Origin of the sequence: Pseudomonas sp. XK-1, assembly GCF_038069885.1 — a bacterium.
In the GTDB taxonomy this organism is placed as follows: Bacteria; Pseudomonadota; Gammaproteobacteria; order Pseudomonadales; family Pseudomonadaceae; genus Aquipseudomonas.
Genome location: NZ_JBBPES010000001.1, coordinates 491,944 through 511,922 on the forward strand (window position 1 = coordinate 491,944; position 19,979 = coordinate 511,922).

At 64.8% G+C, this 19,979-nt stretch carries 16 protein-coding genes; 9 read left to right on the top strand and 7 right to left on the bottom strand.

Going from position 1 to position 19,979, the window contains the following annotated elements:
• Positions 1-121 precede the first annotated feature (121 nt).
• Complete coding sequence (serB, locus tag WMW70_RS02145) at positions 122-1,336, top strand: phosphoserine phosphatase SerB (protein WP_341435873.1); 1,215 nt, start codon at positions 122-124, stop codon at positions 1,334-1,336.
• A 69-nt stretch (positions 1,337-1,405) separates the two neighbouring features.
• Here the strand turns inward: serB and WMW70_RS02150 are convergent, their stop codons facing one another.
• The 5 genes from WMW70_RS02150 to WMW70_RS02170 form a co-directional block, all read right to left on the bottom strand.
• On the bottom strand, positions 1,406-3,475 hold the full coding sequence (locus WMW70_RS02150; RefSeq protein ID WP_341435874.1) for an EAL domain-containing response regulator: 2,070 nt from the start codon (positions 3,473-3,475) through the stop codon (positions 1,406-1,408).
• Positions 3,476-3,538: 63 nt separating this feature from the next.
• On the bottom strand, positions 3,539-5,344 hold the full coding sequence (locus tag WMW70_RS02155; protein WP_341435875.1) for a molecular chaperone: 1,806 nt from the start codon (positions 5,342-5,344) through the stop codon (positions 3,539-3,541).
• A gap of 197 nt (positions 5,345-5,541) precedes the next feature.
• Positions 5,542-6,405 (bottom strand): archaetidylserine decarboxylase, encoded by an 864-nt coding sequence (gene asd, locus WMW70_RS02160; protein WP_341435876.1) that lies wholly within the window; start codon positions 6,403-6,405, stop codon positions 5,542-5,544.
• A 34-nt stretch (positions 6,406-6,439) separates the two neighbouring features.
• Positions 6,440-7,255, bottom strand: a complete 816-nt coding sequence (locus tag WMW70_RS02165; protein WP_341435877.1) for a rhodanese-like domain-containing protein — start codon at positions 7,253-7,255, stop codon at positions 6,440-6,442.
• Between the two features lie 45 nt (positions 7,256-7,300).
• On the bottom strand, positions 7,301-8,815 hold the full coding sequence (locus WMW70_RS02170; RefSeq protein WP_341435878.1) for an HDOD domain-containing protein: 1,515 nt from the start codon (positions 8,813-8,815) through the stop codon (positions 7,301-7,303).
• A gap of 120 nt (positions 8,816-8,935) precedes the next feature.
• On the opposite strand from WMW70_RS02170, the gene motA reads away from it, so the two are divergent.
• Positions 8,936-9,787: a flagellar motor stator protein MotA gene (motA, locus tag WMW70_RS02175; RefSeq protein WP_341435879.1), complete on the top strand. Its 852-nt coding sequence runs from the start codon at positions 8,936-8,938 to the stop codon at positions 9,785-9,787.
• A gap of 8 nt (positions 9,788-9,795) precedes the next feature.
• The gene (gene motB, locus WMW70_RS02180; protein WP_341435880.1) at positions 9,796-10,794 is read left to right on the top strand and encodes a flagellar motor protein MotB; all 999 of its coding nucleotides are present in this window, start codon (positions 9,796-9,798) and stop codon (positions 10,792-10,794) included.
• 127 nt (positions 10,795-10,921) lie between these two features.
• Here motB and rsgA read toward each other — a convergent pair whose 3' ends face one another.
• Complete coding sequence (rsgA, locus tag WMW70_RS02185) at positions 10,922-11,953, bottom strand: small ribosomal subunit biogenesis GTPase RsgA (RefSeq protein WP_341435881.1); 1,032 nt, start codon at positions 11,951-11,953, stop codon at positions 10,922-10,924.
• Between the two features lie 129 nt (positions 11,954-12,082).
• On the opposite strand from rsgA, the gene WMW70_RS02190 reads away from it, so the two are divergent.
• Together WMW70_RS02190 and orn are read left to right on the top strand one after the other, a co-directional pair.
• Complete coding sequence (locus WMW70_RS02190) at positions 12,083-12,862, top strand: class I SAM-dependent methyltransferase (protein WP_341435882.1); 780 nt, start codon at positions 12,083-12,085, stop codon at positions 12,860-12,862.
• A 28-nt stretch (positions 12,863-12,890) separates the two neighbouring features.
• Positions 12,891-13,433, top strand: a complete 543-nt coding sequence (orn, locus tag WMW70_RS02195; RefSeq protein WP_341435883.1) for an oligoribonuclease — start codon at positions 12,891-12,893, stop codon at positions 13,431-13,433.
• A 124-nt stretch (positions 13,434-13,557) separates the two neighbouring features.
• Here the strand turns inward: orn and queG are convergent, their stop codons facing one another.
• Positions 13,558-14,619, bottom strand: a complete 1,062-nt coding sequence (queG, locus tag WMW70_RS02200; protein WP_341435884.1) for a tRNA epoxyqueuosine(34) reductase QueG — start codon at positions 14,617-14,619, stop codon at positions 13,558-13,560.
• 59 nt (positions 14,620-14,678) lie between these two features.
• On the opposite strand from queG, the gene WMW70_RS02205 reads away from it, so the two are divergent.
• Genes WMW70_RS02205 through mutL form a run of 4 tightly spaced genes read left to right on the top strand, consistent with a single transcriptional unit; the run spans position 14,679 to position 19,948 of the window.
• The gene (locus WMW70_RS02205) at positions 14,679-16,178 is read left to right on the top strand and encodes an NAD(P)H-hydrate dehydratase (protein WP_341435885.1); all 1,500 of its coding nucleotides are present in this window, start codon (positions 14,679-14,681) and stop codon (positions 16,176-16,178) included.
• Positions 16,166-16,633, top strand: coding sequence for a tRNA (adenosine(37)-N6)-threonylcarbamoyltransferase complex ATPase subunit type 1 TsaE (gene tsaE / locus WMW70_RS02210; RefSeq protein WP_341435886.1), 468 nt, complete (start codon positions 16,166-16,168; stop codon positions 16,631-16,633). Before WMW70_RS02205 ends, tsaE begins: the two co-directional genes overlap by 13 nt.
• Before the next feature lie 19 nt (positions 16,634-16,652).
• A complete protein-coding gene (locus WMW70_RS02215) occupies positions 16,653-18,071 on the top strand; it encodes an N-acetylmuramoyl-L-alanine amidase (RefSeq protein WP_341435887.1) in 1,419 nt (472 codons plus the stop codon).
• A complete protein-coding gene (mutL, locus tag WMW70_RS02220) occupies positions 18,068-19,948 on the top strand; it encodes a DNA mismatch repair endonuclease MutL (protein ID WP_341435888.1) in 1,881 nt (626 codons plus the stop codon). The genes WMW70_RS02215 and mutL overlap by 4 nt, the downstream gene beginning before the upstream one ends.
• Positions 19,949-19,979: the final 31 nt, after the last annotated feature.

The window sequence follows — 19,979 nt, forward strand, 5'->3', positions numbered from 1 at the left end:
GCGGGCAAAGCGCCGTGCGTGGTGGTATGGCCGTGATATTGGGTAGAATGTGCGCCTTTTGTGCGGCTTGTTGAGTGTTTGCCAGGTCGCCTGCAATTCATACTGTCTCGGAGAGTGCGCCTTGCGCGAAATCGTCCTGATCAATATCACCGGTGAAGACCGTCCCGGCCTGACCGCCGCCATCACCGGAGTGCTGGCCCAAGGCGGGGTGAATATCCTCGACATTGGCCAGGCCGTTATCCACGACACCCTGTCCTTCGGCATTCTGGTGGAGATCCCCAGCAGCGGCGCTGCTTCGGCCGTGCTCAAGGACATCCTGTTCACTGCCTACAAGCTCGATCAGCAGGTGCGCTTCACCCCGGTCTCCGAGGCGGATTATCAGCAGTGGGTGAGCGGCCAGGGCAAGGCTCGGCATATCGTCACCCTGCTGACGCGCAAGGTCACCGCCGAGCAGTTGCAGCGGGTCAGTGCGATCACCGCGCGCTATGACCTGAATATCGACCATATCGACCGCCTCTCCGGGCGCATGCCGCTGGATATGCCGGCCGAGCAGGGCAAGGGTTGCATCGAGTTTTCGGTGCGCGGCGAGCCCGCCGACCCAGCCGCCTTGCGTGCTGAGTTTCTCAGCGTGGCTCAGGAGCTGAACGTCGATATCGCCTTCCAGCGCGATTCGCTGTTCCGTCGTAACCGCCGTCTGGCGGTGTTCGACATGGACTCGACGCTGATCGAGGCCGAGGTGATCGACGAACTGGCCAAGGCCGCCGGCGTCGGTGAGCAGGTTTCCGAGATCACCGAGCGGGCCATGCGTGGCGAACTGGATTTTGCCGCCAGCTTCCGCGATCGCCTGGCGCTGCTCAAGGGCCTGCCGGAAAGCGTGCTGGCCGATATCGGTGCCTCGCTGCGCCTGACCGAGGGGGCGGAAACCCTGTTCAGCGAGCTGCGTCGCCTGGGCTACAAGACCGCGATCCTCTCCGGCGGCTTCACCTACTTCGCCAGGCAGCTGCAGGCAAAGCTGGGTATCGACTATGTGTTCGCCAACGAGCTGCAGATAGTCGACGGCCTGGTCACAGGTGTGGCGGTGGAGCCGATTGTCGATGCCCAGCGCAAGGCCGATCTGCTGCGCGAGCTGGCGCTCAAGGAAGGGCTGCGTCTGGAACAGACCATCGCCGTGGGCGATGGGGCCAACGATCTGCCGATGCTGGCGATTGCCGGCCTGGGTGTGGCGTTCCGCGCCAAGCCGCTGGTCAAACAGTCGGCCAAGCAGGCGATTTCGACCCTGGGGCTGGATGGCATTCTGTACCTGCTCGGCTTTCGCGATCGCGACGGCCTGGAGTAAGACAGGCAAGTAAACAAAAAGCCGCCCGAGGGCGGCTTTTTTGTGGCCATTTTTCGTACCTGAGTGGCTCTACTCGTCGCCTGCCGAGAAGTCGTAGTCCATCGACTGGCTCGGGCCCTGCAGGTAATGGCCCTGGATATAGTTGACCCCGGCCTGCCAGAGGGTGGCCAGCACGCTGGCGGTCTCGACGAAGGGCACGATGGTCAGTTTGGCCTGGGAATGCAGGCTGGCCAGCAGGGTTTTCAGTGCCTCCTGATTTTCCGCATTGCCCAGGTCCTGGGAGAAGGAGCTGTCTATCTTGACGAAATCGATATGCAGATGCTTCAGGGTGTTGAACGGGTTGAGCGAGCAGCCGAACTGGCTCAGGGCGACCTTGCAGTGCAGTTCGTTGAGGCCCTGGGTCAGGCTCTTGGCCTGTTTCAGGTAGGCGATTGCATCCGGTTCGCTGAACTGGAAGACCAGCGAATCGGAAGGCAGGCGCGCGGCTTTCAGGGCGACGCTGAGCCAGGGCAGCAGGGTCTGGTCCTGCAGGCTGGCACTCGACAGATGGACGAACAGGCGGGTGTTGTGGCCTTTGCTGCGGTGGTCGGCAAGCAGCTTGATCGAGTTGAGGATGACCCAGCGATCGATCTTTTCCGCCATGCCGGCCCCCATGGCCGCGGTGAACAGTTCGAGGGGCGGGATATCTTCGCCTTGCGGGCTGACCAGGCGCAGCAGCGCTTCGTAGTGCTCGAAATTGTCGCCGCGCAGGCTGATGATCGGCTGGAACAGCAGGCGGAAACTGTTGTTTTCCAGGGCCTGCTGAATCATCGCGATGATATTGCCGCGGCTGGCGGCGGCGGCCAGTTCGTCGGCCGGGTTGAATACCTTAAGCGCGTTGCCTTCTTTCAGCTCGTCGGCGCAGCGGTGGGCGCGGTCGACGACTTCCTGGGCCTTGGCGGTCTTCTCGTTGAGGCCGGCGACGCCAATCGACAGGCTGGTCTGCACGGTGCGGCCGCTGACATCGAACAGATGGCCTTCGACCTTCTTCAGCAGTGCAGCGAGATGCTCCTGGCACTTTTCCGGCACCTGGCCCGGTTGCAGCACGGCAAACACATCGTCGCCGAAGCGGGCGATCTGGGCTTCGCCGTTGAAGTGCGCGCGCAGCAGGTTGGCCAGGTCGGTGAGCAGCAGATCGATGCCCGCCAGGCCGACATCGGCGAGCAGCGCGGCATAGCGGTCGACGCGGATGTAGGCCAGGCAGGCGGGCTGACCGGCGTTGACCGCACGCTCTGCCGCCGAGTCCATCAGTTCGAGGAAATGGGTGCGGTTGAACAGGCCGGTGACCAGGTCCTGGCTGCTGATTTCGCGCAGTTTCTCTTCCAGCTCGGCGTTGCCGCTTTGCGCGCGGATCACCACCTGGATGCACGGCTCACCATCGTAGGTGGCCGGGGAGAAGCTCATCTGCGCCGGGAAGCCCTGGCCGTTGGCCTTGATCCCGGTACAGGCCAGCTCGGCGTGGCCTTCCACGCTCTGGTAGTTTTTCAGAAAGTCCTTGAAGCTGGCCTGGTCGCTGCCATCGATCAGGTCGATCATCGGCATGCCTTCGAGCTCGTCGGCATCTTCGTAGGCGAAGAGTTCGAGGTAGGCGCGGTTGGCGTAGATATGCATGCCGTCGTGCACATAGGTGATGGCATCGACGGAGCTGTCGAGCAGCAGCTGGCAGCGCTTCTCCGCTTCGCGCAGGGCCACTTCGGAGGCGCGGCGGGCACGGCGTTCCTCCAGATTGGCCAGCTCGCGCTTGGCCACCAGCACCAGGCGTTCATCCTCGCCTTGCGGCAGGGCGTCCTGGGCACCGAGCATCAGGGCTTCGGTGACGCTGTCGGAATCGTTGTCGGCCAGCAGCTGGATAACCGGGATGTCCTTGGCCAGGCGGCGAATGCAGCCGATGGCCTCGGTGGGCGGCAGCTGTTCGCTACTTGGCGCGCAGATCAGCAGGTCCCAGGTTTGCTGCAGGACGTCGAGCAGGTCCTCGCTGGAGCTCAGGCGATGCACACGGGTTGCCCGGCCCGCGTTGCGGAACAGGCTGACCAGGCGCTCGGCCTCGTTTTGCGAGTCTTCGAGAATCAGTAGCCGAATAGTTTTTTTTTCGATGGCCATGGCTTCGATCAAGTCTGCGCCAAACGGGCGCGAAAAGGCGACAAAAGGGGATGCGGGGGCAATCTACAGCGACTTCCAGAGTGAGTCAAAGTCTTCCTCCCCACCTGCGCCGTGGCTTTTCGCCGCTGTGACGGGCTTCCCGTGGTCGCCGGGCGGTTGTTCGACGCTGCGGTATTCGAACTGGTTGAAACTGCCGGTGCTGGTCTGCCGATGGCTGAGTATGGCGCGCTTCTCGTGACCGTTGCTGTTGATCAGCACCTTGTTGCCTTCCTGGAACGGCAGGCGGGCAGTAATCAGGCTGGCCGGGCGCGAGATGGCGCTGATTTCTGGCAACAGCAAGGCGCGCAGGTACTGGCTGTTCTGTTCGGCCTTGCGCATCAGTTGCAGGCCGCAGGGCTGCGCGTGCGGGGCGATCAGTTCGATCCCCATTTGCGTGCCGCCACCGCGTACCTGGCGGATCCAGCGCACCACCGCGATGCTCCAGCCCTGCTGCGGCAGGCCCTGGACGCCGAGCAGTTCGCCGGCCTGGAGCTGGTTGGGAACGTCCTTGGGCCAGGACAGGCAGTAGCCTCCGGGGCTGATATTGACGATCGACAGCGGATAGACCGGGTAGCTTTCCGGGTCGTTGCTACCGCCGGGCTCCAGGGCTTGCTGTGGCTTGCTGTACTGGATTTCCTCCATGGGCAGGCGCTGATCCCACTCGCTGACCTTGCGCACATCGAAGGCATTCGACCAGATGTCCGGTGCCCCGCTATCGACTTTGAATACCGGGGTGGTTTTCTGGTTCGGCAGTTGCAGCACTTCGTGGAAGGGGCGCTCCCCGGCGAGGAAGAAATGCAGCGCGCTCATGCCGATACAGATCGTCAGCTGGCCGCTGGCCTGGCTGCGCTGAAAGGTGCGCTCAGCGATATCGCCCCAGGCGGCAGCCAGGTGTTGCAGCATGTCCTGGCTAAAGCCTTCGGGGGCGACTAGGCGGGACTTGTCCAGGTCTTCCGCTGGCAGCAGCAGGTGTTCCTTGATCGCGTCGACCAGGTTGCCGGGGTCTATGCCGAGGGTGCTGGGCAGTTCCTTGGCTTGAAACAGGGAGGTGTAGCGGGGTGGTCCGTCTTGCTGGGGGGCGATGGCGAACAGGCTGGATGGGGTCTCGCCGGCTTGCAGGGTGACCAGGGTGCTCCAGGGTTCGAGGACTTCGGCAAGGCGGGCAATGGCGTTCTGGCGCATCTGGTTGCAGCGCGCACAGCCCAGGAGCAGGGCGACCAGATAGCTCTGCTCGACGCTCAGGCCCTGGGCATGGGAGGCCAGCGGGTCGCGGATCAGGGTTTTCTGCAGGCCCCGCTGACGGGCGATCTGGTAGAGCTGGTGCAGTTCCAGCCACAGGCCTTCGGGGACCGGGCAGTACAGTTGGCTGGCGCGAATCAGCGGGCCGCACAGGCTGTGGGTGGCGCGTTGCAGGGCAATATTGAGCAGCTGGTTGCGCTCGCGGCCGGTCTGGCTGACGAGGCGGGTGACGATCAGCTTGTAGCCGATGGCCAGGTGGTTTTGCAGGGCCTGGCACAGGTTGGCGACCTTGCGCGGACGCTCGTCGAGGACGATGGCCTGGTTGAGAAAGTGACGTTCCAGTTGCTTGCAGACGAAATAGACCTCGGGGCGCAGGATCTCCAGGAGTTGCAGGCGGTTGTCCGAGGGGGTCAGCAGCTGGTTGATCTCTACCAGCGCCTGGTACAGCTGGCGGGCAGTTTCGCCGATATTGGCCTTGGGCAGGCCGGCGATCCAGGTTTTCAGGTCGCGCGGGCTGGCATTGCAGAATGACAGACTCTGTTTATCCGGTGTGGTGACACGGAGCATCAGGTGAGAATTCTGTTTATCCATCTAGCTCGGCTACTCCGACGCGCCGCCAGTGCGGGCGATTTTATGCGTTGTATTCCGACTCTAGCAGCATCTCGCCGTGGTCGCAGCCGGCAGAAGGTCGGGGGTGTGGAGCTGACCACAGGATTGCCCTGGGTTCTGTGGTCATGTCGGTTAAACGTTGGACCTGCGGATGCTGGCAGGGGTTCAGCGTCAGCGCATCAGCTGGCGGCGGCGTCGCCCAGGCGCTGGCCCATCTGTACGGCGCTGTTGGCTGCCAGTTGTTCGGCCCATTGCACCTGCTGCGGGCCGAACAGGACGATGGCGGTGGAGCCGAGTTTGAAGCGACCCAGTTCGGCCCCCTTGTCCAGGACGATGGGCGCGCGGGCGGTCTCGTCGTAGCTGAAGCTCTTCAGGGCGCGCTTGGGCGGGGTGACCAGGCCGGCCCAGACGGTTTCGATCGAGGCGACGATCATCGCGCCGACCAGCACCACGGCCATGGGGCCACGTTCGGTATCGAACAGGCAGACCACGCGCTCGTTGCGGGCGAAGAGTTCGGGGACGTTTTCCGCGGTGGTCTGGTTGACCGAGAACAGGCGGCCCGGCACATAGACCATCTCGCGCAGGGTGCCGGCCAGCGGCATATGCACGCGGTGGTAATCCTTGGGCGACAGGTAGATGGTGGCGAACTCACCGCCCATAAAGGGCGCAGCGCGCGGGCTGTCGCCGCCGAGCAGTTCAACCAGGCTGAAGCTGTGGCCCTTGGCCTGGAAGATCCGCCCGTGCTCGATTTTACCCAGCTGGCTGACCGCGCCGTCGGCCGGGCACAGCACCGCGCCGGGGCTCGGGTCCAGGGGGCGTGCGCCGTCTTTGAGGGCGCGGGTAAAGAAGTCATTGAAGTGGGCAAAAGTCGTCAGGTCTTCGATCTGCGCTTCGCTCATGTTTACCTGGTAGTGCTTGGCGAACCAGCCGATCAGGCGATTCTTGAACCAGCCGGCCTGGCATTCGGCCGCGCAGCCGATCAGGCGCGACAGCAGGTGGTGGGGCAGCAGGTACTGGCTGAGGATAAACAGACGGTCTTTCATCGGTGTTCCTTCAAAGTGGAAAGCGGGTAGCGCTTTATTGCTCGATCGGCGTGTCCGGGCTATTACCCCACTCGCCCCAGGAGCCGGCATAGGCCTTGACCCGCGGATAACCCAGCGCTTTGGCGATCAGGTAGGTGAGGCCTGAGCGGTGGTGGGTCTGGCAGTGGGTGATCAGTTCCTTGTCGGGGCTGATGCCCAGGGCGTCGAGAATTTCGGGCATGTCCTGGCGGATGCGCAGGGCGCGGGCCTGGTCCATGGCGGCGGTCCATTCGTAATTGACTGCGCCGGGGATATGTCCGCCTCTCTGCGCCAGGACCTTTTCGCCGCGGTATTCGGCTGGCGAGCGGGCATCCCAGATGGCCAGGTCGGGAGCGCCGAGACGGCTCTGCAGGTACTCGCGGCTGGCCGTGGGCTCCTGGTGCAGGGTCAGGCTGAGCGCCTGCTTAACGGCGGCGGGTTGTTCCGTGCTGAGGGCCAGGTCTTCCGCCAGCCAGGCATGCAGGCCGCCGTCCAGATAGTGGTAGTGCGTGTGGCCGATCACATCCAGCAGCCAGATAAAGCGCCCGGCCCAGCCGCCGCCTTCATCGTCGTACACCACGTAGACGGCGTCGGGGCGGTGGCCCAGCTCAGCGAACAGCTGCTCAAGCTGCGCCTGTTCGGGCAGCATGCCGGGTGCCGGTGGCTGGCCCAGCTGGGTGCGTTTGGGGTCGACAAAACGTGCGCCCGGGATATGCCCGGCGGCGTAGCGTGCGCCGCTGGTCAAATCGACCAGGATCAGCTCGGGTGCATCCAGGCGGCTGGCCAGTTGGGCGGGTTCGATCAGCAGGGGCAACTCAGCGAAGGCGGTCATGCCGGGCCTCTTTGGACGGGAAAGGGACAGATTGTAGCGGAAAGCCTAGCGTGCGCGGTTGGCAAAGCTGGTCAGGGCGCGCTCAATGCATTGCACGGTTTTGCCGAAGCCCTGTACCAGGCCGTCGCTGAGGGGGCGGCCATTCTGGTCGGCGAACACCAGCATGACCACGCGGTTATTGCTGGCGATCGAGCGGATCAGCAGGTGTTCGCTGGGGAACAGGCTTTTCAGCGAGCCGGGCAGCAGTGCCGAGAACTGCGCGACGTTGGCGGGGCTCAGGCGCAGCTGTGCCGGAGCGCTGAGCAGGCGACGCAGGACCTGGCTCTGTTGCGGGTCGAGGCTCAGCGCTCCGGCCGCCGGGTCCAGGCCGCTGTGTTGTTGCACCATCAGACGGCTGTGGTTGCGGTCGCTCAGGAGTATTAACAGGCGTTGCATGCCGCAGGCCTGCAGCGCCTGGTTGGCGCAGGCAGTGAGCTGCAGCACGTTGCTGAATGGGCTGGGCTGGGCCAGCAGCTGGGCACAATGTTGACGCCAGGCGCTGGGCGGCGGAGTCTTGGCCGGCTCGACGATGGCCTGCAGATGGCGCGCCTGCCAGGGCCAGAGTAGCGCCTCGGCCGGGTGCCACAGGCCGCTGTGCGAGTGCTGGCGTGCGCTGTTTACGGCCTGCTGGTGCAGGGCCTGCTGCACATCGGCCAGGGGCAGCTGGAGAAACAGGCCGGCGAGGCGTTGCCAGCGCAGGCTGTGCTGGCCGTTCCAGGCGTAATGGGCTGAGAGGGCCATGCCGTTGGCCAGCAGAATGCTGTTGGCGGGGTGGGACAGCCAGCGCTGCAGGTTATTGTCCGCGTCCAGGCATTGCTGCTGTTGCAGCGGATGTTCGTTGTTACGGGCGATATGCAGGGCCTTGACCAGCAGGCGGCGGTCGTTGAGCAGCAGGTGGTAGCCCTGGATGATCCACTCGGGCAAGCGCCAGCGCTCGCTCAGGGCCAGGCAGAGTTGCAGCAGGGGCATTCCGAGGACGTCTTGTTCGACTCGCGCCGCCGGCTCGCCCTTGACCAGCACGCGTTGTTCCCAGACTTCGAACAGCTCGGGGTGAGCCGCCAGCAGTGCCCAGATCGGGGCCAGGAACAGCAGGCTACCCCAGTGTACTTCTTGCCACAGGCGGGCCAGGCGACCGGCAAACAGGCCATTGGCCTGCTGGCTCGCATGCAGGCTGATCAGCTGGATTTGCCGCAGGGCCTTGGGCAGCTCCTGCTCGGCCAGGGCCGGTTGCTGCTCCAGGAGTGTTTCCGTGCGTTTCAGGCCCAGGCGGCTGATCGCCCCTTCCAGGCTTTCCGTAGGCTCCTTGCGGGTCGCGCCCGGGCGGTTGGCCTCGCGCAACACGCTGAGCGCCAGTGCCGGGCAATGCTGCATCAGTTCGGCAATCTCGCGTATCGAACTGTTGCTGTCGGCCAGGCCACGGCGCAAGCGTTGCTGGCTTTCGCTGGACACGGGCAACAACTGCCCGTCCAGCAGCTTTAGCCAGTTCGGGAGGGTGCGCGGGGGCGGTAATGGTGTGGGCATTCGGGTTGAGCCAGGCTGGCTTTTGACCTTAACTGGCTATAGTCTCGCGCAAATCTTCCGATAAATAGAAGGGTTGTTTTTTCCGACCCCGTCTCCCCTTGGCTTTGGCATGTTTTCTCTATGGTAAAAATCATCGGCATCATCGTTGTGCTCGCCAGTGTGCTGGGCGGCTTTATGCTCTCCGGCGGCCAGTTTATGGCCCTGGTGCACCCCTTCGAAGTCTTGATCATCGGCGGTGCGGCGCTGGGGGCCTTTCTCCAGGCCAACCCGGGCAGCGCCTTTGTGCATGTGGCCAAGAAGTCGCTGAGCATGTTCAGCTCGCGCTTTACCCATGCCTACTACCTCGATGTGCTGAAGCTGATCTACGAGATCCTCAACAAGAGTCGCCGCGAAGGCATGATGGCCATCGAGGCGGATGTCGAAGACCCTGCGGCCAGTCCGATTTTCAGCAAGTACCCGGGCATCCTCAAGGACGAGCGGATGACCGCTTTTATCTGCGATTACCTGCGCATCATGTCGTCCGGCAATATGGCTCCCCATGAGCTGGAGGGTCTGTTCGACATGGAAATCGCCAGCCTCAAGGAAGACCTCGAACACCCTTCGCATGCTGTGGCCAAGGTGGCCGACGGCATGCCGGCCATGGGTATCGTTGCTGCGGTGCTGGGCATCGTGATCACCATGTCGATTCTCGCCGAGGCGGCCAACGCCGAAATCGGCGAGAAGGTCGGCACTGCTCTGGTCGGTACCTTCCTCGGGATTCTGGCCTCCTACGGTTTCTTCGGTCCCCTCTCGGCCGCTCTGGAGCACGATGCCAAGGAAGAGCTGAACGTCTACGAGGCGATCAAGGCTGGTCTGGTGGCTTCGGCTTCCGGCATGCCGCCTTCGCTGGCGGTGGAATTCGCGCGTAAGGTGCTGTACCCGGCGCACCGCCCAAGCTTTATCGAGCTTGAACAGGCCATGCGCGGGAGCTAAAGCCAAGCATGGAAAACAATCAGCCGATTATCGTCAAGCGGGTCAAGAAGGTTGCCGGTGGCCATCATGGCGGTGCCTGGAAGATCGCTTTTGCCGACTTCGCCACGGCGATGATGGCGTTCTTTCTTGTGATGTGGCTGATGTCGGTGGCCACGCCGGAGCAGAAGAAGCTGATCTCGGGCTATTTCAAGGACCCTATCGGCTTTTCCGAAAGCGCCAGCCCCTATGTGATCGACCTCGGCGGCTCGCCGACGCCGGCCCCCGACCGTACCCTCAATCAGCAAGAGCAGGACGCGGCAGAGGAGGCTGATGCGGAAGTCGACCTGGAGCAGGCTGAGTCGATAGCCGAAGAAGTCGAGCGCGAGCGCCTCGAACTGCTGCTGCAGGAGTTGCAGAACAAGGTCGACGAGAACCCGCAGTTGCAGCGCTTCAAGGACCAGATACTGTTCGAAATCACCCAGGACGGTCTGCGCATCCAGATCATGGATGCCGAGAATCGGCCGATGTTCGCCTCCGGCAGTGCGAGCCTGCAACCCTATTTCGAGGACATCCTGCTGGCCCTTACCGACACCATCGCCGAGGTGCCGAACAAGATCAGTGTCAGTGGTCATACCGATGCACAGCCCTTTGTCGGGCGCGGCGGTTATGGCAACTGGGAGCTGTCCGCCGATCGCGCCAATGCGGCGCGGCGCGTCCTGATTGCCGGTGGCTACAGCGAAACCCAGGTGGCGCGGGTGGTGGGCTATGCGTCTTCGGCGTTATTTGATCGGGAGGATCCGCTCAACCCGGTCAACCGGCGTATCGATATCGTGGTGCTGACTAAAAAGGCCCAGCGGGCCATCGAGGGTGAGCAGAGTGATGCGGCTGGGGACGCGGCCGATACGCCTGCCACGCCCGACACCGCGCCGCCGCCCGCGGTGGACGAGCCGGTCCAGCCGGAGCAGTTGCGCGAGCGTCTGAATATCTTCGAGGACGGCGTGCTGCGCCTCGACCAGCAGGGCGAATAGCCTGCTCGAAACACACATAAGGCCGCGAACGATCGCGGCCTTTTTATGTTGATGGCCTGCCATCCCTGGCGGCCACCCTGCGGGCCGTCGCAGTGCGACGTTAAAAATCGCTCCCGGCGATTTTTTCTCAGTACTCGGCTTCCGGCAGGCTGGCCAGAATATGCCGGTAGCTGGCCATGCGCTGGGGATGCACGCGGCCTTCTTCCAGAGCCTTGAGCAGGGCGCAGCCGGGTTCGCGATCATGTTTGCAGTCGCGGAAGCGGCATTGGCCGATCAGGTCGTGAAACTCGATAAAGCCGGCTTCGACATCATCACGGCTGACATGCACCAGGCCGAATTCGCGAATCCCGGGGGAGTCGATCAGCTCGCCGCCGCGGGGGAAGTGGAACAGCCGTGCGGTGGTGGTGGTGTGGGTGCCTTTGCCGGTCAGCTCGGAGAGCGGCCCGACGCGGGTATCCACCTCAGGCAGCAGACTGTTGACCAGCGAGGACTTGCCCACCCCGGACTGACCGACGAATACGCTGACGTGGCCATCAAGTTGCCGTTGCAGCTGCTCCATGCCATCGCCGCCGTGAGCGGACACTTCCAGCAGCGGATAACCGAGTTCGCGGTAAACGCCGAGCATGCGGTTGAGTGCCACGGCGTTCTGCTCATCCAGCAGGTCGGTCTTGTTCAGCAGCAGCAGCGGGCGGATGCCGGCGTGTTCGGCGGCCACCAGGTAGCGGTCGATCAGGTTGGCGTGGGGCTCGGGCAGTGGGGCGAAGACGATCACGATCAGGTCGACGTTGGCCGCCACCGGCTTGAGCTGGCCACGGGTGTCCGGGCGGCACAGTTCGGTGCTGCGCGGCAGCTGCGCGACGATAACGCCGATGCCCTGGTTGCCGGCTCGCCACACCACCTGGTCGCCGGTGACCATGGTCGGCAGGTTGGCGCGCAGGTGGCAGCGGAACACCTGGCCGGCCAGTTCGCCATCCAGCGCCTCGACTTCGACCTGTACGCCGAAGTGGGCGATAACCAGGCCGGTCTGCTCGGGGCCCAGGTCGCCGCCTTCCAGAATCTGCACGGCCTGGGATTCGCGCTTGGCGGCGCGGGCGGCGCGCTCGCCCTGGATTTTTTCGATACGCCAGTTTTGCCGGCGGTTGAGTTGGCGTTTGGCCATGGGGCTTCCGAGAGAGTGTTTCGAGGGTGAAGTGCGTTCAAGGCGCTGGCGAGTTTAGCACGGGCGACCCGTTCGGCTCGCAGTGGGGCTAAACTGCGGCCCATCATGGCGCAGTGACGGGAGAGGTGGATGGTGCGGCACTTGGCCGGGCGGTATCCGCTATTGCTGGCGCTGGTGGCGCAACTGGGGGCATGCCTGGGCGTCGCGGTGCTGTTGTATCTGGGCGCGCAGCTGTCGGCCTGGCGACCCAGTGCCCTGGCGGCCGCGCTGTTGCAGGGGCTGTTGGCCGCGGGGCTGGCCCGCGGTCTGGGGCTGTCGCGCTGGTGGGGGTGGCTGAACCTGGGCTTTGTTCCGGGGCTGGTGCTGGTCAGTGGCGCGGCCCTGCCGTCCTGGGTGTTTCTGCTGGGTTTTGCCCTGCTGGTGCTGCTCAACTGGAACAGCATCGGCGAGCGGGTGCCGCTTTACCTGACCGGCGCGCAAACCCGTAGGGAATTGATGGCCTTGCTGGCGCAGCAAGCGCCGGATTTTCGTTTTGTCGACCTTGGCTGCGGCCCCGCCGGCAGCCTGCTCAGCCTGGCGCGGCAGTTTCCCCGGGCGCAGTTCGTCGGCGTGGAAACCGCACCGCTGTCCTTCGTCATCGCCTGGTTGCGGGCGCTGCCCCGCAGCAACTGCCGGATTCGCTACGAGAATCTCTGGCGCACCGACCTGGCGCAGTTCGATGTGGTCTATTGCTTTCTCTCGCCCGCGCCCATGGCCCGGCTGTGGGCCAAGGCCCAGGCACAGATGCCGGCCGGCAGCCACTTGGTCAGCAATACCTTCGAGGTGCCGGGGGTGCCGGCCGATCGGCAGGTCGAACTGCACGATTGGCGCAATTCACGATTACTCTTGTGGCAGATGCCAGGCTGCTAAACTGGCCGCCTTAGTCGAGGAGCCACCCATGCAAAATCCGCAGAATCTGATCTGGATTGATCTGGAAATGACCGGTCTGGAGCCCGAGAGGGACGTCATCATCGAGATGGCCACCATAGTCACCGACAGCGATCTCAATATCCTCGCCGAAGGCCCGGTGATTGCCGTGCACCAGAGCGATGAGCTGCTCGCCGGCATGGATGAATGGAACACCCGCACCCACGGCCAGAGCGGCCTGACCCAGCGCGTACGGGAAAGCAAGATCGGCCCGGCCGAGGCGGAGGCCATGACCATCGCCTTTCTCGAGCAGTGGGTGCCGAAGGGCAAATCGCCGATCTGCGGCAACAGCATCGGCCAGGATCGGCGCTTCCTCTATAAGTACATGCAGAACCTGGAAGCCTATTTCCACTACCGCTACCTGGACGTTTCGACCCTGAAGATCCTCGCCGGCATGTGGGCACCGCAGGTCAAGGAATCGTTCCAGAAGCAGGGCACGCACCAGGCGCTGGACGATATCCGCGAGTCCATTGCCGAACTGAAGCACTACCGCCAGCACTTCCTTAAAGTCTGACGCATAAAAAGCCCGCTAATGCGGGAGTGCTGTTCACTTAGTCCGGGCCCGGTGCGGCCAGTCCCCTCGCCCCTTTGGGGAGAGGGGGAGGGTACGCAGGCAAACCCGTTGATGGGGGCCTGGATTACAGCCCGTGACGGGCCAGTGCCCATTCGACATGCTCACGCACCAGCTCGGATGGGTGCTCGCGCCGCGCCTTGAGTGCTTCCAGCACCGGAATGCTGGAAGGCGCGTTGCCTAGGCCCACCGCCAGATTACGCAGCCAGCGCTCGTAGCCGGCGCGGCGTAGCGGCGAGCCTTCGGTGCGGCTGAGAAACTCCTCTTCGCTCCATCTAAACAGTTCGGCCAGCTCGGCATTGTCCAGGCTGTGGCGCGGCTGGAAGTCGCCCTGCTCGGTGGCTTTGGCAAAGCGGTTCCAGGGGCAGACCATCTGGCAGTCGTCACAGCCGAACACCCGGTTGCCGATCGGCGCACGCAGCTCTACCGGGATCGCGCCCTTGAGCTCGATGGTCAGGTAGGAGATACAGCGCCGCGCATCCAGCACATAGGGTCCGACAAAGGCGGCAGTGGGGCAGATATCCATACAGGCTGTACAGCGCCCACAGTGTTCGCTGGCGTGGGGTGGGTCCACCGGCAGCGGCAGGTCGACGAACAGTTCGCCGAGAAAGAAGTAGCTGCCCGCCTTGCGGTTGAGCACCAGGGTGTTCTTGCCGATCCAGCCCAGGCCCGCCTGTTCGGCGATGGCCTTCTCCAGCACCGGCGCGCTGTCGACGAAGGCGCGGTAGCCGAACGGCCCGATCTGCTGCTGGATACGCTCGGCCAGCTGTTGCAGGCGTTTGCGGATCAGCTTGTGGTAGTCGCGGCCCAGGGCGTAGCGCGATACGTAGGCCTTCTCCGGCTGGGCGAGGCGCTGGGCCATCTGGGTGTCGCCGGGTAGGTAGTCCATACGCAGCGAAACGACCCGCAGGGTGCCGGGCACCAGCTCATCCGGGTGCGCGCGCTTGCTGCCGTGGGCGGCCATATAGTCCATCTCGCCCTGGTAACCGGCGTCCAGCCAGCGCTGCAGATGCGTCTCGTGCTCGCCCAGTTGCACATCGGCAATCCCGACCTGCTGGAAGCCCAGCTCGCGGCCCCAGTCCTTGATCGACTGGGCGAGGGCGGCAAGATCGAGTGAGGTGCTGGACATACTGGGCGGGCAACCTGGGCTGGGGTGCGTATAATTCTGCCAGACAACGGAGCTCACGCATGCCGCATTCTCCCGACAATCTTCCCCTGGCCCTGTACAGCGCGGCGCAAGTGCGCGCGCTGGATGCCCGCCTGATCGCCGCCGGCACCCCCGGTTTCGAGCTGATGACCCGCGCCGCCCATGCCATCTGGCGCGCCTTGCGTCAGCGCTGGCCGGCTGCGGGGGCGATTACGGTGTTGGCCGGGCGCGGCAATAACGCCGGCGACGGCTACCTGGTCGCGGCGCTGGCCTTGCGTGCCGGCTGGCAGGTGCAGGTGCTGGCGGTGGGCGACCCGGCGCAGCTGCAGGGCGATGCGGCCCAGGCGCGCGACGAGGCGCTGGCCGCCGGCGTGTGTGTTCAGTCCTGGAGTGAATGCGCTGCGCTGAGCGGGGTGGTGGTCGATGCGTTGCTGGGCACTGGGCTCAGCGGTGCGGTGCGCGAACCCTATGCCCAGGCCATTGCCCTGCTCAACGCCAGCGGTCTGCCGGTGCTGGCGGTGGATATCCCTTCGGGGCTGTGTGCGGACAGCGGCCAGGTGCTGGGCGTGGCGGTGCGGGCGCAGCTGACGGTGACCTTGATCGGCCTGAAACTGGGGCTGTTCACCGGGCTTGCCGTCGACTGGGTGGGCGAGCTGCAGTTCGCTGACCTGCAGGCCGATGCGCAGCTGGTGGCCGCGCAGCCCTTTACCGCCCAGCGTCTGGCCGGACGCAATGTGCCGCAGTTGCCGCCACGCCCGCGTAGCGTGCACAAGGGCCAACTGGGCCATGTGCTGGTGGTGGCCGGTGATCGCGGGTTTGCCGGGGCCGGCCTGCTGGCGGCGCAGAGCGCGCTGCGAGCCGGTGCCGGGCTGGTGACCCTGGCCACCCGCAGCGAGCACCTGGCGGCGGCTCAGGCCAGGGTGCCCGAAGTGATGGCTGCTGGCGTAGCCTCGGCCAACCAACTGCGTGCCCTGTGCGCGCAGGCCAGTGTCTGGGTGGTCGGGCCGGGGCTGGGGCAGGCGGCCTGGGGCCGCAGCCTGCTGTCGGCAGCGCTTTGCAGCCAGGCGCTGCAGGTGTGGGATGCCGATGCGTTGAACCTGTTGGCCCAGGGCGGCATCAGTATGCCGTGCGCTGCGGTGATTACCCCGCATCCGGGCGAGGCCGCGCGTTTGCTGGGGCTCGACAGCGCCGCGGTGCAGGCGGATCGTCCCGCCGCCGCTCGGGCTCTGGCTCAGCGTTACCAGGCAGTGTGCGTGCTGAAGGGCGCGGGTACCCTGGTTGCCGAGCCCGGTGGGAGCTTGCTGCTCTGCGAGTACGGTCATCCGGTGATGGCCGGTGCCGGGCTGGGGGATGTGCTGGCGGGGCTGATCGGGGCGCTGCTGGCCCAGGGGTTGCCCGCCTTTGCCGCCGCCGGCCTGGCGGTCTACCTGCATGCCCGTGCGGGCGAGGTACTGGCCGAAGGGGGCCGTGGCCTGGCGGCCAGTGACTTGTGTGCGGTTATTCGTCAGTTATTGCAGGAGCAGTCCGAGTGTCTGAGTTAGAACTGTTTGTTGCCGATGAAGAGGCGATGCTGGTGCTGGGTGCGGCACTGGCCAAGGCGACGGCCGGGGTTGGGGTGATTTATCTGCATGGCGACCTGGGGGCCGGCAAAACCACCTTGTCGCGCGGCATCATCCGTGGCCTGGGGCATGTCGGGGCTGTGAAAAGCCCGACCTTTACCCTGGTCGAGCCCTACGAGATCGACAGCGTGCGGGCCTTCCACTTCGACCTCTATCGCCTGGTGGATGCCGAGGAGCTGGAGTTTCTCGGTATTCGCGACTACTTCGACGGCGACGCCCTGTGCCTGGTCGAGTGGCCTGAGCGCGGTGCCGGCGTTTTGCCAAAGGCGGACATGGACATTACCATTAGCCCGCAGGCAGCCGGCCGTGCGCTGCGTTTGCAGGCACACAGCGTGCGCGGTGAAGCCTGGTGTGCCATTTTGGCCTCCGGGGCATGATCAAAATATGGGGTTGGCTATGCGCATAGGCGCGCGTTTCATCGTACTTGGAGTGGCATTGGCCGGTTTGGCCGCCGATGTACTGGCCGCTTCGGATGTGCGCAGCGTCAGGCTGTGGCGGGCACCGGACAACACTCGCCTGGTATTCGACCTGTCCGGCCCGGTGCAGCACAGCGTGTTCCTGCTGTCGGCCCCTGATCGTATCGTTATTGATGTCGGCGGGGCCAAGCTGGCCACCGGCTTCGACCAGCTGGCCCTGAGCAACACCCCGATCACCGGGGTGCGCTCGGCCCAGCGCACTGCCGAAGACCTGCGGGTGGTGATCGATCTGTCGGCTCCGGTGACGCCGAAGAGCTTTACTCTGGCCCCCAATCAGCAGTACGGCCATCGCCTGGTGGTTGACCTGTTCGACCAGGCCTCGGGCGCTGTGCCGGAGCCGCCGAGCACCGCGGTCGCGACTGCGCCGCCAGTGCCGGTCACGCCGACCCAGGCCCCCGTCAAGCTGACCCCGGTGCCGAACGGCAAGCGCGATATTGTCGTCGCCATCGACGCCGGCCATGGCGGCGAAGACCCGGGTGCCCTGTCTCCGGTCAAGGGGCAGTACGAGAAGCACGTGACCCTGGCGATAGCCAAGGAGCTGCAGCGGCAGATCAATGCCGAGAAGGGCTTTCGCGCCGAGCTGGTGCGTACCGGCGACTACTTTATCCCGCTGCGCCGGCGCACCGAGATCGCCCGCAAGAAGGGTGCCGATCTGTTTGTTTCCATCCATGCCGACGCCGCACCGCGAGCCGCGGCCTTTGGCGCTTCGGTGTACGCGCTGTCGGACCGTGGGGCCACCTCGGAAACCGCACGCTGGCTGGCCGACTCGGAAAACCAGTCCGACCTGATCGGCGGTGCCGGCAATGTCAGCCTGGACGACAAGGACCGCATGCTGGCCGGGGTGCTGCTCGACCTGTCGATGACCGCCTCGCTGTCCTCCAGCCTGAATGTCGGCAACAAGGTGCTGGGCAATATGGGTCGGGTTACCCCGCTGCATAAGCGCAGGGTCGAGCAGGCCGGCTTTATGGTGCTGAAGTCGCCGGATATCCCGTCGATCCTGGTCGAGACCGGGTTTATCTCCAATCCCAATGAGGCGCGCAAACTGGCCAGCGCCAGCCATCAGCAGGCATTGGCGCGCTCGATTGTCAGCGGCGTGCGGCAGTTCTTCCATGAAAATCCGCCGCCGGGCAGCTATGTGGCCTGGTTGCGCGATAACGGCAAGATCGCCCTCGGTCCGCGCGAGCACGTGGTCAGCTCCGGCGAAAGCCTTGCGCTGATCGCCCAGCGTTACCAGATCAGCCTGGCGGCCTTGCGCGGAGCCAATGGACTGAAAAGCGATGTGATCAAGGTCGGCCAAAGGCTGCAGGTGCCGGCGACGGCTCTGGCGGCGCAGCCATGAGTCAAACCGGTCGTATCCAGCTGCTGAGTCCGCGGCTGGCTAACCAGATTGCCGCCGGGGAAGTGGTCGAGCGACCCGCCTCGGTGATCAAGGAGTTGCTGGAGAACAGCCTGGATTCCGGGGCCAAACGCATCGAGGTGGATGTCGAGCAGGGCGGGGTCAAGCTGCTCAAGGTCCGCGACAATGGCAGCGGCATCTCCCCGGATGACCTGCCCCTGGCCCTGGCCCGGCATGCCACCAGCAAGATTCGCGAACTGGAAGACCTCGAACAGGTGATGAGCCTGGGTTTTCGTGGCGAGGCCCTGGCCTCGATCAGCTCGGTGGCGCGCCTGACCCTGACCTCCCGTACGGAAGATGCCGAGCAGGCCTGGCAGGTGGAAACCGAAGGCCGCGACATGCAGCCGCGGGTGCAGCCGGCGGCCCACCCGGTGGGCACCTCGGTGGAGGTGCGCGACCTGTTCTTCAACACCCCCGCGCGGCGCAAGTTCCTCAAGACCGAGAAGACCGAATTCGATCACCTGCAGGAAGTGATCAAGCGCCTGGCCCTGGCCCGTTTCGATGTGGCCTTCCATCTGCGCCATAACGGCAAGACCGTGCTCGGCCTGCACGAGGCCCCCGATGAGCTCAGCCGTGCGCGGCGGGTGGCCTCGGTCTGTGGCCCGGCCTTCCTGGAGCAGGCCCTGCCCATCGATATCGAACGCAACGGCCTGCACCTGTGGGGGTGGGTCGGTTTGCCGACCTTCTCCCGCAGTCAGGCGGACTTGCAGTACTTCTATGTCAACGGGCGCATGGTGCGCGACAAGCTGGTCGCCCACGCGGTGCGCCAGGCCTATCGCGACGTGCTGTTCAACGGTCGTCATCCGACCTTTGTACTGTTTCTCGAGATCGACCCCTCGGTGGTCGATGTCAATGTGCACCCGACCAAGCACGAAGTGCGCTTCCGTGACGGGCGCATGGTTCATGATTTCCTCTACGGCACCCTGCACCGCGCCCTCGGCGAGGTACGCCCGGAAGATCAGCTGGCGGCCCCGGCCGGCATCAGCGAGATGGTGCGACCTTCAGGGCAGGCGGCCGGCGAGTTCGGCCCTCAGGGTGAAATCGGCCTGGCGGCCAGTCTGCTCGAAGCTGCGCGGGCTGCCTCGGTGTGGCGCTCTCCGGGTGCCGGCTATCAGGGCGTGCGTCCCGAGCCAGCCTTGCCCGCGGCGGAGGCTCAGGGGGCCTACCGCGAATACTTCGCGCCGCTGCCAACGGGCGGTGCTGCAGCGGCCGCGCTGCCGGAAGCGCAGGGCGATATTCCGCCGCTGGGCTATGCCATCGCCCAGCTGAAAGGTATCTATATCCTCGCCGAGAACGTTCAGGGCCTGGTGGTGGTGGATATGCACGCCGCCCATGAGCGCATCACCTATGAGCGGCTGAAGGTGGCCATGGCCAGCGAGGGCCTGCGCGGTCAGCCGCTGCTGGTGCCGGAGTCGATCGCGGTCAGTCAGCGCGAGGCCGATTGCGCCGAGGAGCATGCCGAGTGGTTTCAGCGCCTGGGCTTCGAATTGCAGCGCCTGGGCCCGGAAAGTCTGGCCATCCGGCAGATTCCCGCCTTGCTCAAGCAGGCCGAGGCGACCCGCCTGGTCCACGATGTGCTGGCCGATCTGCTCGAATACGGCACCACCGACCGCATCCAGGCCCACCTCAACGAGTTGCTTGGCACCATGGCCTGTCATGGCGCGGTGCGGGCCAATCGCCGCCTGACCCTGCCGGAAATGAACGCGCTGCTGCGCGACATGGAACACACCGAGCGCAGCGGCCAGTGCAATCATGGCCGCCCGACCTGGACCCAGCTGGGTATGGATGATCTCGATAAGCTGTTCTTGCGGGGGCGTTAAGTGAGCCATTTATTGCCGCCGGCCATCTTTC

Bases quoted from the DNA above. Each gene is read 5' to 3' on its own strand.
- WMW70_RS02150 (WP_341435874.1), bottom strand. From the start codon at position 3,475: ATGGCCATCGAAAAAAAAACTATTCGGCTACTGATTCTCGAAGACTCG.
- WMW70_RS02155 (WP_341435875.1), bottom strand. From the start codon at position 5,344: ATGGATAAACAGAATTCTCACCTGATGCTCCGTGTCACCACACCGGAT.
- asd (WP_341435876.1), bottom strand. From the start codon at position 6,405: ATGAAAGACCGTCTGTTTATCCTCAGCCAGTACCTGCTGCCCCACCAC.
- WMW70_RS02165 (WP_341435877.1), bottom strand. From the start codon at position 7,255: ATGACCGCCTTCGCTGAGTTGCCCCTGCTGATCGAACCCGCCCAACTG.
- WMW70_RS02170 (WP_341435878.1), bottom strand. From the start codon at position 8,815: ATGCCCACACCATTACCGCCCCCGCGCACCCTCCCGAACTGGCTAAAG.
- motA (WP_341435879.1), top strand. From the start codon at position 8,936: ATGGTAAAAATCATCGGCATCATCGTTGTGCTCGCCAGTGTGCTGGGC.
- motB (WP_341435880.1), top strand. From the start codon at position 9,796: ATGGAAAACAATCAGCCGATTATCGTCAAGCGGGTCAAGAAGGTTGCC.
- rsgA (WP_341435881.1), bottom strand. From the start codon at position 11,953: ATGGCCAAACGCCAACTCAACCGCCGGCAAAACTGGCGTATCGAAAAA.
- WMW70_RS02190 (WP_341435882.1), top strand. From the start codon at position 12,083: ATGGTGCGGCACTTGGCCGGGCGGTATCCGCTATTGCTGGCGCTGGTG.
- orn (WP_341435883.1), top strand. From the start codon at position 12,891: ATGCAAAATCCGCAGAATCTGATCTGGATTGATCTGGAAATGACCGGT.
- queG (WP_341435884.1), bottom strand. From the start codon at position 14,619: ATGTCCAGCACCTCACTCGATCTTGCCGCCCTCGCCCAGTCGATCAAG.
- WMW70_RS02205 (WP_341435885.1), top strand. From the start codon at position 14,679: ATGCCGCATTCTCCCGACAATCTTCCCCTGGCCCTGTACAGCGCGGCG.
- WMW70_RS02215 (WP_341435887.1), top strand. From the start codon at position 16,653: ATGCGCATAGGCGCGCGTTTCATCGTACTTGGAGTGGCATTGGCCGGT.
- mutL (WP_341435888.1), top strand. From the start codon at position 18,068: ATGAGTCAAACCGGTCGTATCCAGCTGCTGAGTCCGCGGCTGGCTAAC.